The organism is Acinetobacter sp. (assembly GCF_041911495.1).
In the GTDB taxonomy this organism is placed as follows: Bacteria; Pseudomonadota; Gammaproteobacteria; order Pseudomonadales; family Moraxellaceae; genus Acinetobacter.
In genome coordinates this window covers 1-13,243 of the sequence record NZ_JAYROT010000074.1, presented here as the reverse complement: position 1 = coordinate 13,243, position 13,243 = coordinate 1, and the positions used below count along the sequence as shown (strand labels likewise).

Here is a 13,243-nt window from a genome sequence, read left to right as displayed (position 1 = left end):
GTGTATGACCGAGTTTGCGGCTGACAAATGGTTTTGCTTACTTTTCCCGAAAGAAAAGTGAGTCGAACCGAAGGTTAATCCCGAAATATGAGTATACACCGCAAGACCTTGTCTAAAATGCTTTTCCTTTTCAATGCTGTGCAATACAAACTTCACCGAACTCAAGTTAGACATAAAAAAAGCTCAATCGAAATAAAGTCCTCGATTGAGCTCGACCACCAAATTGAAAATTAATATTTTAAAGCAAAATCAGCAATATACTGTGCAATACGTTGCGGTTGGCTCAAGATCGCCCAATGATCCGCATCCACCTCAACACGACTAAAATCATCTGCCCAATGTTGTACTTCATCAATATATCCAGGACTGACAAAACGGTCACACTTCAATACGATCGCTTGTACAGGACACTGTGCATAGCGCTTTCTTGGCCTAAGCATGGTTGGAATGAAGTTGGCACGATATAGCGCAATACCATGCTGACCATCTTGTAACACCGCTTGGCTCACTGGTAGCCCTTTGGTTTTTTCCAAATTGTTTAAAAACTTTTGCCACTGATTCACCGAGCTGATACGCCAATAGGTCGGCGCCAATAATGGCAAATGAAATACAGCGATATACCAAGACTTACTGAGCATTTTCAGCGCATTCAGTGGTTGAGCCGTTTTTGCCTTTTGCAGATAGTGCTGAGCATGATCTAGGCAAGGTCCTGAAATAGTCGAATAGGATAAAATTTTTCCACGAAAACTTTCTTCTGTGACCGATTCCCATGTTTGAATCGACCCCCAATCATGCGCTGCGAGGTGAAATTGACGATTTGGAATGACATGCTCCACCACTGCATTTAAATCTTTAGAGAGCTGTGGCAATCGATAGCTTGATACTTTCTTCGGAATAGTCGAACGCCCTGCACCACGTACATCGTAACTAATCACATAGAAATCATTGAGTAAATGCGGAATCATCAAATCCCACACTTCTTGATTGTCAGGATAGCCATGTACGAGCACCATCGCAGGCTTACTTGCATCACCGAAGCTTTGCGCAAAGAGTTGCTCGCCGTCTGTGGTTTTGACCCAGTATTGTTGAGCTTGCTGTTGTAGTTGCTGTTTTGATTGCTGTAATGCTTGCATAGTTCTTCCCAAATAATCCTGAAGATATCGTTTACCCACGTTCAATACACAATCGACGAGATAAACCGACTGAGTAAAATCCTATCGGCATAGGATTGTAGTCAATCTGTGCTTGTTTTTCCTCAAACTCCGATTAGTATGGAGTAAAAGATGAAGAGATAAATTGACTTTATGGACATACGTACAGTAATTAATCGTCTACCGAGTGTAGCCAAGTTTATTTTGAATTTTTATTCACCGTTTCGTGGCGCAGGTATCGAAGTCGAAAAAATGCACCTCGATGAGGGCTTTATTCGAGTCAAAATGCCACTCACTCGCAAAAATCGAAATATTGTCGGTGTGCACTTTGGTGGTAGCTTATATGCGATGGTTGACCCATTTTATATGTTGATTTTGATGCATCAACTGGGTGAGAAATATATCGTTTGGGATAAAGCTGCGACGATTCAATTCCTTTCACCTGGGCGTGGTACAGTCTATGCGGATGTCCGAATCAATCCTGATGAGCTCACAGAAATTCGTCAGCTTGCTTTGAATCATGAACCTGTGTTCCGCACCTATCATCTCGACATTATTGATGAACAAGGACAACGGATCGCCGCTGTAGAAAAAGTCGTCTATATCCGCCTTAAAAAGCCAAAAGGTACACGATCGCTGTTTCGTTCTAAACAATAAAAACGTGTAATCAAAACGACCACTACAACATCTTGGTGTTGAGGATTTTTATGAAATTCGCTCTGAATACCATGAGTTTGCGGATCAACGCCATCAACATTCTTTGGAGAATGCAAAATTTCAAACCATAGAAATGGCTAAAAAACTGACTTCATCAGATTGACCGAGTTCAATTACACATAAAATTTTGCACATAAAAAAGTTGCGCCAATGACGCAACTTTTTTTGATTCAATCGAGGTTGTTAAATCAAGGCTTGGCGATTAGCGACCTTCACCAATCGCAGCACCTGCGCCACCACCGATCGCACCACCAACTGCAGCACCTTCTGCACCACCGATGACTTTTTCACCGATGATCGCACCAACAGCACCACCAATCGCACTTGAGGTAGAACCTGTGCCACTACTGCCTTGACTATTTGAACCAAGACCTGCACCCGCTGCTGCACCAACACCTGCACCGGTACGACCTCCAGCCTTTTGACCGACTGCACCACCTACTGCACCACCGACTGCTGCTGCGCCGATACGATTTTGTGATGGTGTTGCATTCGCACAGCCAACTAATAATGCGGCACTCATCGCCAAACTTGCAAATACAGCTGTGGTTTTATGCGTTTGCTTCGACATTGTTTGTTTTAACATGGTTATATCCTCTTCTTCCTAAAAAATGAACTGTATAAGTATGCAAAATCAATGCGCACGAATCTTGCGCTTATCGTTATCGAATTGTGTCGAATGTAACCGACTTGTCACATTTCTTTAAAAGCTAAAATCAAAAAAAACGTAGTCTTATCGGAAGTACGTTTTTTTTCAAACACATCAGGTGAATTTCAACTACATGCCATTTCTATGTTATTGAAACCATGTTTCCAAACGAAGTAATGCACCAACATGATGGTCTCGATCCAAATTATCATCATTGTAATAATTCACTTCTGTTTGAATGAATAGCCATTCACGTAAAAACGGCTGCCGCCAACCGATGAACGGTCCATAGCTATCTAGCTCAGGTTGATTGTCATCAATATCACCACCTGTGTACACGCCATAGTTAAACCAGTGATCATGGAAAAACTGGTGTTGTCGATAGAGTCGATTGTCCCAGTGGAAGTTCTGCTCAAAATCATCATCGATATAGGTCAGACTCAACTGATTGCTCAAGAAAGCCTCTTGAGGGCGAGCATGACGAATCTCTAAGTTGGTTCTCAGATAATCTTTACTATCTAATCCATAGCGATAAATCTGTTCGGCATGCGTACTAAAATTATTGTTTAAATCCCAGTCTTTAGACACTTTTAGACGTGCGTACACATCATCGCCAGAGCGCACACCAAGATCGGCATCAGTATCTACACCCCACGGATTTTTCCACTGTGACCATCGTAGTGCTAATGATGAGTTGTCGTCTTTGACCTGCTTTCCATCTAAGGTTTCGTCAGGGTTTCCACGAGGGTTTTCATTATTAATCGCAACACTATCTCGGATTTCATTATCCAAACTATCATCACCGAAGACTACACTCAGCTTATTCTCAAGGGTCGGTAGCTTAATCTTGCCTCGTACACGTGGTTTCACCGAAAAATCATCATACTCATCCCAGCGTGTATCCACGATCAATCGTAGCGTCGCCCATGCAGGCTCATTTGGATCAGGCTCCCCAAACCAGTCATTGATACTATGCGCACGCTTTTGCAAGCTATTGCTAAACTTATCTTGAGTACGATCCCACCATGAATCTTCTTTAGTCTGCTCCGTCGGAGGAACAATCTTATGATTGGACTGCTCAGGTAAAATCGTTGGTGCACTATCAATGGTTTCGGGAATAATATCTAAAACCGTCCCTGTCGGTGGCTCGATCAATACTGATGGCGCATCGCTTGCTGCTTCCATCTGCGTCGTTGCAGCATCAACATCAACGGCATGTACTGTCTGATTGGCATAGCTTAAGCTCGTAAAATAGAACCCAAACATGGCGACTGTCAGAGATTTAAGTTTCATAGGCACTACCCCAAAAGCGATGACATCTAATGCGTTTATAAATTGTTGGCAGTATCATGCGATGCGCTTGCTCTAATATCCTGATTTGGATGTTCAGATTTGAATATACTGACTTTTGAATTTTCTAACTAGGTTTTTTTATGCCTATATCAAAAACTCAGCATCAGTTTCAAATAAAAGCTACAATCAACACGACTGTTCATTTGTCATAAAATATTAGCACTATTTTTATAAAGCGGTGCGATTGTTTTGACCTTCATGGACGTTGTTGAGCAGTTTTTTTGAATAATTTTCAAATGGATAGAATGTATAATTATGGATTATCGTGTAATTGATCTCACGCTAGCGTCTGGGATTGCCATCGTTGCTAGCGGTATTTTTCTTCTAATTGGTATGCTCACAGGCGTATGGAAATATCTACAAATTCGCCAATCTGAACATGCTCGTGCGCATTATTATGTCGATATCGCACATCGCTCTGCATTACTTTATGCACCTGCATCGTTGATTCTAGCTGTCTTGGCGAGTTTCTCAAATTTATCTGCAACGACTTTGCTGTGGTGCGTGATTGCCAATTTATTATTTTTCTTTGCATCGGTATTTAGCTATGTGTTGCATGGTTTCTTACAAGATACGCACAATCAATTCCAAAAACCACATCGCCTCGGCAAAACAGGGCAGCTCCCTGCGTTCTTAGTTTCGGGATTTATGTGGGCATTGATCATTGCCGAAGTTGGCGCAACGACGCTTTTAGTACTCGGTACAATAAGCTACTTTTTCTGAGCCTGATTTTTTTGAATAATACAAAACGCTGATATACGACGAATAGTGTCTGTTGTCAGCATTTTAGGAAACCGATAAAGCCAAGAAAATGGATTCGCTCAACACACTATGATTAACCGAATTGCGACTATACGAACCGTGATTAAGCAAACTGCGACTAAACGAACTGCGATGAAACGAGCTACGATAAAAAAAGTATGTACGCTCGCTTTGGGGATTTCACTCTGCAATGCGACATGGGCAATTGACCTAGTGCAATCGTATCAACGTGCGCTTTCACATGATGCAACATGGCAAGCGGATCAATTACGTTTTCAAATCGAACAGCAGAATCTCGGTATCGCCAAAGCAGCAGCTCTACCGACTGTTGGTGTCAACGCATCTATTTATAAGCAATATCAAGATTTGGATGATTCAAGCAATTCAACTACAGGTGGTACTGGTGCAGGGACGGTGACACCAAGCTTTAACTTTTATAATGATGAATCGACCACTCGACAAGTCGGGCTCAGTATCCGCCAGCCGTTGTTCCGTTGGGATGTTTGGCAAACTTATAAACAAGTCAAAATCTCAACACAACTCGCTGAGGTCAAACTGTTGTCACAACAGCAAGATTTGATGCTGAATGTCGCTGAAAAATATTTCAATGTCTTACGCCAAACACGCTTAGTCGAGGTCAATCAACAAGAAGTGAATAGCCTTGCCAAGCAAGCCGACATGATTCGTGCGCAGTACCGTGAAGGCTTAGTTGCCAAGATAGATGTCAGCGAGGCAGAAGCACAGCATCAAAGTGCGATTGCCAAAAAAGTAGCCAGTGACATTCAATATCAGCTTGCATTAGAAGAGCTTGAACAATTGGTCGGTGATATTGAAACACCTTTGGCACGTTTGGATGCAGGATTTCAATATCAAAACCCGATTCCAAATGATCTCAATGCTTGGCTTGACATGGCAGAGCGGAATAATCTTAATCTCACTCAAAGCCGTCTTGCACACAAAGTCGCAGAGCAAAAAGTCAATGTGGAAAAAGCGGATTATTTTCCACAAGTCGAAGCTGTTGCAAGTACAGGTTGGAATAAGCAAAGCCCTGAAACCATTATTAGCAGTACTGGTCGCACAGATAAGATTGGTATTGAGCTAAACTGGACGCCTTACACTGGCACACGTAATGCCTTAATTAAAAAGTCACAAATCGAAGCCAATACAGCACTCGCAGATGTCGATACAACACGCCGTCAAATCCAAACAGAGATTAAGCGGTCATTCTTGCAAGTCAGTAGTGCCTACAGCCAGTTGAATGCCTATCACAGTGCATTAAAATCCGCACAGCAAGTCGCCGATGCATCTTCTGCAAGCTACCGTGAAGGTATCAAAACAATGGTTGACGTCTTACTTGCACAGCGCAATGCTTTTTCTGCACAGCACGATTATGTCAATGCACAGTATGATTATATTCTGAGTGCCTTACAGCTTAAGGCACAAGCAGGACAGCTGAGCGAACAAGACTTAATCGACTTTAACCAATGGCTGAAATAAAAATAAACACTATTTCAAATCAAGATGATGCTGTTTCAAACAGATAAAATTTGTAGCCACATCACCTTTTGTCATAAATATTTCATAAAAGCGCTATTTAATACTGGCTAAAAAGTTTACAATTTTTAGGAGTGCTCACCTTGGAACCATCTACTTCTGTGTTTAGTCATCATATCTCTTCACAATTCAACGAAAACCTCGAGGACGTCAACGCAAAGTTTATGGCGATGGGCGGACTGGTTGAACAACAGGTTGCCAATGCAATCCATGCCTTGCTAGATACCAATCTTGATTTGGCTGTGAAGGTGCAAGAGGCTGATAACAACGTCAATCAACACGAACGTGATATTGATGAAGCCTTGACGCTAATCTTGGCACGTCGCCATCCTGCTGCCAGTGACTTACGTATGGTCTTGGCGATGAGTAAAGCCAATACCGACCTTGAGCGTATCGGCGATGAAGCAGCGAAAATCGCACGTATCGCCCAAGCCCTTTCAGAAGATGGTGAATCACCACGTGGCTATATGGAAACACGTCATATCGGCAATCAAGTGCGTATCATGATTCGTGAAGCCTTAGATGCTTTTGCTCGCCTTGATGCAGAAGCCGCACTACAAGTCATGCGTGCCGATGCAGATATTGACCGTGAGTATTCTTCTGCGATGCGTGCGCTCATGACTTATATGATCGAAGATCCCCGCCATATCAGCCGTGTCATCAACGTGATGTGGGTACTCCGTTCTCTCGAACGTATCGGCGATCATGCACGAAACATTTCTGAACAGGTAATCTATATGGTGAAAGGTTTAGACGTTCGCCACACCGACTTTGAACAAATTGAAGAAACTGTTCAGGGTAAATCCAAGCCTAAGAATGACTAAATAAGATTACTTAGCAAAACTTTATTCTCGTCAATTCTATTTCACAAAAATTGACAATAATGGGCACTGCGTATTTCAATTTGCAATACTCAGTGCCTTATTTTTTGACTATACTGTACGCCCAAAGACAAATAGATTGAGTTAAAAATCATGCGTGTACTGGTAGTCATGGATCCTATTGAACAAGTCAATCTAAAAAAAGATTCCACCATGGCAATGCTTTGGGCTGCAACTCGTCGTGGGCATACGCTTAGCTATGCACTACAATACGATTTATATATTGATCAAGGCAAAGCGTTTGGTTTAGTTGCACCACTTCAAGTCTTTGAAGATTACAAACATTACTATGAACTCGGTGAAAAGTCTGCACAGTCTTTGGCAGATTTCGACGTGATCTTGATGCGTAAAGATCCACCTTTTGACATGAATTTTGTCTACACGACTTACATTCTTGAGCAAGCAGAACGTGAAGGTGCTTGGATTATTAACAAGCCTCAATCGCTACGTGACTGCAATGAAAAATTATTTGCGACACAATTTCCAGAGTTACAAGTGCCAACTTTGGTGACTTCACAGCAGTCGTTAATACGTGAATTTCTCAAAATCCATCAAGACGTGATCGTCAAGCCATTAGATGGCATGGGCGGTATGGGCATTTTCCGTCTGACTGCTGACGGTGCAAATATTGGCTCAACCTTAGAAATGCTTACTGAAAATGGCAAGCTACCGATCATGGCACAGCGCTATATTCCAGAAATCGTCGATGGGGATAAACGTATTCTGATGATCAACGGTGAACCTGTGCCATACTGCCTTGCACGCATTCCACAAAATGGCGAAACACGAGGCAACCTTGCCGCTGGCGGACGTGGTGAAGCTCGACCACTCACAGAGAATGACCGTAAAATCGCTGAAAAAGTAGGACCATTCCTACGTGAAAAAGGCTTGGTCTTTGTCGGGCTAGATGTGATTGGCGACTATGTGACGGAGATCAATGTCACCAGTCCAACCTGCATCCGTGAGATAGATGATCAATTCGGCACATCAATAGCCGATGATTTGTTCTCCTTTTTTGAGAAGGCTGTGCTTGAAGCTGGCCTAGCACGCTCATAAAAGGCACATCAAAAAAGATCATCTATGATAAATAAGCTTAAGAAAGTACAGCAATTTTGGCAAAGCAAGCAAACTCAGCAAGCCTTGCATGAGCTCAAACACATTGCCAAATCTGACCCGATGAAATTTCCGTGGTGGCTTGCCTCTACGCTATCGACTTCAAGCTCTTTTGTCGATCATCCGATTTTAGGTAACCAACAGTTGAATGAGATGGGCTTGCATGAGTTCCGAGTAAAGCAAGCCTTTACCCTCGCCCAAGCTCGCCGTGAGAAATTGGCGCAATTTCTCAGCGTCGAAGATATTGCGCAATACCAACAAAATGGCTTTATTCTCAAAGAAAACTTCTTACCTGATGCCGAGTTTAAAGCCTTAAAAAAAGAACTCACCGAAACTCCACTCCCTACACGTGAAACCTTACAAGGTGACACCGTAACAAGGCGTATGGCGCTCGATTTTCGCACTTTGCCGAACTTACCCCACACCAAGAAGCTCCTTGCGTCTAGCTATTGGCAACATCTGATTCACTATGTTGCAAGCTTCAAACTACAGCCGTTGTACTATGTGCAAGTGATCATTTCACAAGTACGCAAATCCAGCCCTGATCCACAAACTGCACTACATAGTGACACTTTCCACCCGAGTATGAAAGCGTGGTTATTCTTTACTGATGTGGCGGAAGATGAAGGTCCTTTTGTCTATGTACCTGGCTCGCATCTGCTCAATGAAAAGCGATTGGCTTGGGAGCGTGAACGTGCGCTCAATATCCAAGACAGTGATCGTATGTCACAGCGTGGTTCATTCCGTATCCAAGAAAGTGAGCTTGCAGATTTGGGCTATGGCGCACCGAAGAAGTTTGCTGTCCCTGCCAATACTTTAGTGATTGCCGATACTTATGGCTTCCACGCACGTGGACTGAGCGCACGCCCTTCGATGCGTATCGAGCTATGGGCATTTGCACGTCGTAATCCATTTTTACCGTGGGCAGGTCTTGATGTGACACGCTTGCCATTGATCAAAACCAGATTGATCCCTGCTCTATGGTGGGGTTTAGATCAGTTGGAAGAACACGGTATGAAAAAAAATCCGTGGCGCAAAGTCGGTAAAAAAGTGGCGACCGACCCTGCGCAGATTACATCTAAATAATGACTACGCTGACAAATCTAAATTTAAAATTTATATCATTTGTTCTGAATATTGACGCATCATATTGATTGCACTTTCAATATCTGCAATGCTTTTTGCATTACCACCACTTAAAGCCTGTCGCCACTTACGTGCACCTGCAAGATGCTGAAATAAACCTAAAATATGTCGTGTCAGTACCGACATCGGTGCGCCTTGTGCAAGACGTTGCTCAAAGTACGGCATCATCTGCGCCATGATCTCAAAACGATTTGGCGCGTCCAGTTGCCACAGCTCGCCCAACTCTGCCAAGAGATACGGATTGTGATAAGCCTCTCGACCAATCATCACGCCATCTACATGTTCAAGATGTGCTTTGGTTTCTTCAAGCGTTTTAATACCACCATTAATCTCAATGGTGAGATGTGGGCGTTCTCTTTTTAAACGATAGACATCCCCATAACGAAGTGGCGGCACTTCACGATTTTCTTTGGGTGATAAGCCTTGCAAAATGGCAATCCGTGCATGTACCACAAAGTGCGTGCACCCTGTCTGCGCTACTGTATCGACGAAGTGCAACATCTCTTCATAGGACTGCATCTCATCAATACCGATACGATGCTTCACCGTCACTGGAATCGTGACCGCCTTTTGCATGGCATGAATACATTCTGCGACTAGGTTTGGCTCTGCCATCAGACATGCGCCGATTTTATTATTCTGTACACGATCGCTTGGACAGCCGACATTAAGGTTGACCTCATCGTAACCCCAATCCTCAGCCATCTTGGTGCAAGTCGCCAAATCTTGTGGATTTGAGCCACCGAGTTGCAGAACGATCGGATGCTCTTGTGCGCTAAAATCAAGGTGGCGAGTAGCATCACCGTGAATAATCGCCCCTGTCGTGACCATTTCGGTATAGAGCACAATATTGGGATTAAACAGACGTGCGAAATAACGATAATCTCGTGTCGTCCAATCCATCATTGGAGCGACAGAAATACGGGGAGAAACTATTCCAGGTGAAGCGACCTTCGTAGGTTGCAGATTTAAAGCATCCATATTTATGACTTATGAACGGTTTGAAATATGAGGGCGCATAGTATAGTCGATTGGTGATATTTTCCAAATATCGCCGATGTAATCAATATAGTTTATTGCGATTTCTTCATATTCGGCATATCTATCAGACACAATACACCACTGAGTAATCCCAAGATCAGCCCCACCACGCACGCCATCGTCCAACCGCCATAGTTCCACGCCACCGCACCTAGTGACGAGCCAGACGCCGCACCGATAAAATATAGCGTCATATAGATTGAGTTGATTCTCGATTTTGCATCATCACGCAGTTGATAGACGATATTCATATTGGTGACATGAAGCATATTATTGGACAACATCACCAAACAGAAACCAATCACGCATGCGATGATATACCAATGTGCAAAGTACAGCGTCACCCAACTCAGTAGCATCCCAATAAAGCCAACAATGGTCAACTGCCTTGCAAAATTACGGTCTGCTAATTTTCCTGCGTACTGCGCAAACACCGCACCGACGATACCCGATAGCCCGATCAAGCCAATCTGAAAATCACTGAGGAAAAATGGCGACTTTGCCATGAGTAATGCCATCGTGGAAAATAAAACACTCATCGAACCAAATGCCAAAGCGCCAATTCCTGAACGAATTAACAGTCTTTTTTCAGTGCGCATTAAGTCAAACATGCTACGAAATAAAGCAAAATAATTTAGATTCAAGGTCGGAAGTTTTGGCAGGCGTGGCTGTAGCAATGCCATCAGGATCAATAGCACAATGGCACTCACCCAATACACCGTATTCCATGCGAACAGCTGTGAGAACAAGCCTGCTATCGTCGTCGCAAATAGTATCCCAATGAGCAAGCCACTCATCAAGAAACCGACCACTTGACCCATTTTTTTCGGCTCGACCAATGCCGTTGCCAAAGGTATCAACACTTGTGCCACCACACTAAACAAACCTGCCATGATCGTGCCCAACCACAACATATAAATATTCTGCGCAAAAGCACTGATCATCAAACCGATCGCCGTTAAGATCATCAGTACAGGAATCAGATATTGCCGTTTTAGCAAATCACCCAAAGGCACAAGAAATAATAATCCAACAGCATAGGACACTTGCGCACATGTCACGGTGAGCTGTGCCATTGCAGCATCGACTTGGAAATGCGTTTGAATCGAGTGCAATAAGGGTTGATTAAAATAATTTCCCCCTGCGCACAGTCCACAAATCATCGCCATCAACCATAAGGTCGAGTTGGCAAGCTGTGGTTTGCTGGATGCAGCTTGGGAGGAGGATTGATCGGACATAAAGCTAAAACGCTAATAAAATTCAGAGCATAGAGACAACTACACTGATCTGATGAAGCGGAAAAATCAGGAGTGCAACATTTAATTGCCCATTGTACAGTTTCAGCGTCTATAATACTTGCCATTCTGATTTTTTAAGCACTGCAATGTTCGGATCAAAGAACGCACTGCTTTATCACGCTCTTGATGCCAAAGGAAAATACGATGTCGAACTGGTTAGATGAAGTCAAATTTGATCAAAATGGATTAATTCCTGCGATTGCACAACATCATCAAACTGGTCGTATCCTCATGGTGGCGTGGATGAACCGTGAGTCTTTGGCACTGACTGCTGAGAAAAATCAAGCGGTGTACTACTCTCGTTCACGTCAAAAACTATGGCACAAAGGCGAAGAGTCCGGACACTTTCAAACCGTCTATGAAATTCGCTTAGACTGCGATGCAGATGTAATCACCTTGCAAGTTGAACAGCACGGCGGGATTGCTTGCCATACAGGTCGTGAATCCTGCTTCTACCGCAAACTCACGCCAAATGGGTGGGAAATTGTCGATGCACAGCTTAAAGACCCAAATGAAATTTATCACAAAGATGAACAAGCCAAAGCAACTGAAACAAAAGCAAGTGCAGGCCATGAATTTGAACTCGCAACGTATGGTGAGCAAAGCGATGTCCTCGCCTATCTCGGCGCGCTGATGCGTGAGCGCAAATCAGCCAATGCCGATCGTTCATATGTGGCGAATCTCTACGAAAAAGGCATCAATAAAATCTTGGAAAAAGTCGGTGAAGAAAGTATCGAAACCATCATCGCTGCCAAAGATTATGATGCTAGTGCAACTGAAGAAAATAAAAATGACTTGATCTATGAAACTGCCGATCTGTGGTTCCATAGCATTGTCATGCTCGGCTATTTTGATATTGATCCAAACATTATCATTGAAGAATTGGCACGTCGTCAGGGCTTATCAGGATTGGTGGAAAAAGCCCACCGTACACAATCTTAAGTTTTTAACAATTAATGTACGCCACCAAAGAACAAGCCCTTGCCATCGATACCGCACGCGAAGGTGATTCATTTAAAATCATCGCCTATGCAGGTACGGGTAAAACCACCACGCTAGAGATGATCAGCCAAGCCATGCCGGAACGTCGTGGTTTGTATTTGGCATTTAACAAAGCCATTGCCACCCATGCACAGCAAAAGTTTCAGCAAAATGTTGATTGCCGAACTTTTCACTCTTTGGCGTATCGTAGCGTGCCTCGCAACATCACCGACAAATTACGCCTACCTCGTTTAAGCCCAAGCTATCTTGCCAAAGAATATCAACTGCAACCGATCAATGTCCGTCGACTGATGGGTAGTCGTTATGAGCCGTGTCTGATGATGCCCAACCGCTTGGCGAACTTGGTGGCAAATGGTGTCAGTGGCTTCTGCTCAACCAATGCACAATATCCTGCGCCACGGCATATTCCTGTGCCTGAATGGTTGCATCCTGATGATGCGGGGAATCTACAAAACTCGCTCTACCCTGCACTGGAACGGCGTTGGCTCGATTCGATCCACCCACAGCATCAGGCAGGTATCGGGCATGATGTGTATTTGAAATTGTGGGCGCTGTCTGAGCCGAATATTCCGAGTG

The 13,243-nt window shown here is 43.6% G+C and carries 13 protein-coding genes; 8 read left to right on the top strand and 5 right to left on the bottom strand.

All coding sequences use genetic code 11. The annotated features are described in order from the left end of the window. Positions 1-230: 230 nt before the first annotated feature. A complete protein-coding gene (locus ACE3PQ_RS09740; protein ID WP_374297345.1) occupies positions 231-1,133 on the bottom strand; it encodes an alpha/beta fold hydrolase in 903 nt (300 codons plus the stop codon). A gap of 171 nt (positions 1,134-1,304) precedes the next feature. Here ACE3PQ_RS09740 and ACE3PQ_RS09735 point away from each other — a divergent pair, with 171 nt between their 5' ends. Continuing rightward, positions 1,305-1,808, top strand: a complete 504-nt coding sequence (locus ACE3PQ_RS09735) for a DUF4442 domain-containing protein (protein ID WP_374297343.1) — start codon at positions 1,305-1,307, stop codon at positions 1,806-1,808. Between the two features lie 262 nt (positions 1,809-2,070). Here the strand turns inward: ACE3PQ_RS09735 and ACE3PQ_RS09730 are convergent, their stop codons facing one another. Together ACE3PQ_RS09730 and ACE3PQ_RS09725 are read right to left on the bottom strand one after the other, a co-directional pair. Beyond that, positions 2,071-2,391: a DNA transfer protein p32 gene (locus ACE3PQ_RS09730; RefSeq protein WP_374297349.1), complete on the bottom strand. Its 321-nt coding sequence runs from the start codon at positions 2,389-2,391 to the stop codon at positions 2,071-2,073. 273 nt (positions 2,392-2,664) lie between these two features. Next, complete coding sequence (locus ACE3PQ_RS09725) at positions 2,665-3,810, bottom strand: hypothetical protein (RefSeq protein ID WP_374297341.1); 1,146 nt, start codon at positions 3,808-3,810, stop codon at positions 2,665-2,667. Positions 3,811-4,140: 330 nt separating this feature from the next. Here ACE3PQ_RS09725 and ACE3PQ_RS09720 point away from each other — a divergent pair, with 330 nt between their 5' ends. The 5 genes from ACE3PQ_RS09720 (at position 4,141) to ACE3PQ_RS09700 (ending at position 9,266) form a co-directional block, all read left to right on the top strand. Next, positions 4,141-4,593, top strand: coding sequence for a hypothetical protein (locus ACE3PQ_RS09720; protein WP_374297347.1), 453 nt, complete (start codon positions 4,141-4,143; stop codon positions 4,591-4,593). 108 nt (positions 4,594-4,701) lie between these two features. Beyond that, entirely contained in the window at positions 4,702-6,129 is a 1,428-nt protein-coding gene (locus ACE3PQ_RS09715) for a TolC family outer membrane protein (RefSeq protein WP_374297338.1), read from the top strand. A 140-nt stretch (positions 6,130-6,269) separates the two neighbouring features. Then, on the top strand, positions 6,270-7,010 hold the full coding sequence (gene phoU / locus ACE3PQ_RS09710) for a phosphate signaling complex protein PhoU (protein ID WP_374297336.1): 741 nt from the start codon (positions 6,270-6,272) through the stop codon (positions 7,008-7,010). 150 nt (positions 7,011-7,160) lie between these two features. Further along, positions 7,161-8,123 carry a glutathione synthase gene (gene gshB, locus ACE3PQ_RS09705; RefSeq protein WP_374297334.1) on the top strand — a complete coding sequence of 321 codons (963 nt, stop codon included), beginning with the start codon at positions 7,161-7,163 and terminating at the stop codon, positions 8,121-8,123. A gap of 24 nt (positions 8,124-8,147) precedes the next feature. Beyond that, positions 8,148-9,266, top strand: coding sequence for a phytanoyl-CoA dioxygenase family protein (locus ACE3PQ_RS09700; RefSeq protein ID WP_374297332.1), 1,119 nt, complete (start codon positions 8,148-8,150; stop codon positions 9,264-9,266). Positions 9,267-9,296: 30 nt separating this feature from the next. Here the strand turns inward: ACE3PQ_RS09700 and dusA are convergent, their stop codons facing one another. Together dusA and ACE3PQ_RS09690 are read right to left on the bottom strand one after the other, a co-directional pair. Beyond that, a complete protein-coding gene (gene dusA / locus ACE3PQ_RS09695) occupies positions 9,297-10,307 on the bottom strand; it encodes a tRNA dihydrouridine(20/20a) synthase DusA (protein WP_374297330.1) in 1,011 nt (336 codons plus the stop codon). A 92-nt stretch (positions 10,308-10,399) separates the two neighbouring features. Beyond that, positions 10,400-11,605 (bottom strand): MFS transporter, encoded by a 1,206-nt coding sequence (locus ACE3PQ_RS09690; protein ID WP_374297328.1) that lies wholly within the window; start codon positions 11,603-11,605, stop codon positions 10,400-10,402. Between the two features lie 204 nt (positions 11,606-11,809). Here ACE3PQ_RS09690 and hisIE point away from each other — a divergent pair, with 204 nt between their 5' ends. Further along, on the top strand, positions 11,810-12,607 hold the full coding sequence (hisIE, locus tag ACE3PQ_RS09685) for a bifunctional phosphoribosyl-AMP cyclohydrolase/phosphoribosyl-ATP diphosphatase HisIE (protein WP_374297325.1): 798 nt from the start codon (positions 11,810-11,812) through the stop codon (positions 12,605-12,607). A 14-nt stretch (positions 12,608-12,621) separates the two neighbouring features. After that, positions 12,622-13,243 (top strand): AAA family ATPase (locus ACE3PQ_RS09680; protein ID WP_374297323.1); only part of this gene is annotated, 622 nt, incomplete at its 3' end.

Excerpts from the sequence above, each read along its gene's own strand:
- ACE3PQ_RS09725 (WP_374297341.1), bottom strand. The coding sequence starts at position 3,810 with ATGAAACTTAAATCTCTGACAGTCGCCATGTTTGGGTTCTATTTTACG.
- ACE3PQ_RS09740 (WP_374297345.1), bottom strand. The coding sequence starts at position 1,133 with ATGCAAGCATTACAGCAATCAAAACAGCAACTACAACAGCAAGCTCAA.
- ACE3PQ_RS09735 (WP_374297343.1), top strand. The coding sequence starts at position 1,305 with ATGGACATACGTACAGTAATTAATCGTCTACCGAGTGTAGCCAAGTTT.
- dusA (WP_374297330.1), bottom strand. The coding sequence starts at position 10,307 with ATGGATGCTTTAAATCTGCAACCTACGAAGGTCGCTTCACCTGGAATA.
- ACE3PQ_RS09690 (WP_374297328.1), bottom strand. The coding sequence starts at position 11,605 with ATGTCCGATCAATCCTCCTCCCAAGCTGCATCCAGCAAACCACAGCTT.
- gshB (WP_374297334.1), top strand. The coding sequence starts at position 7,161 with ATGCGTGTACTGGTAGTCATGGATCCTATTGAACAAGTCAATCTAAAA.
- ACE3PQ_RS09715 (WP_374297338.1), top strand. The coding sequence starts at position 4,702 with ATGATTAACCGAATTGCGACTATACGAACCGTGATTAAGCAAACTGCG.
- hisIE (WP_374297325.1), top strand. The coding sequence starts at position 11,810 with ATGTCGAACTGGTTAGATGAAGTCAAATTTGATCAAAATGGATTAATT.
- ACE3PQ_RS09730 (WP_374297349.1), bottom strand. The coding sequence starts at position 2,391 with ATGAGTGCCGCATTATTAGTTGGCTGTGCGAATGCAACACCATCACAA.
- ACE3PQ_RS09700 (WP_374297332.1), top strand. The coding sequence starts at position 8,148 with ATGATAAATAAGCTTAAGAAAGTACAGCAATTTTGGCAAAGCAAGCAA.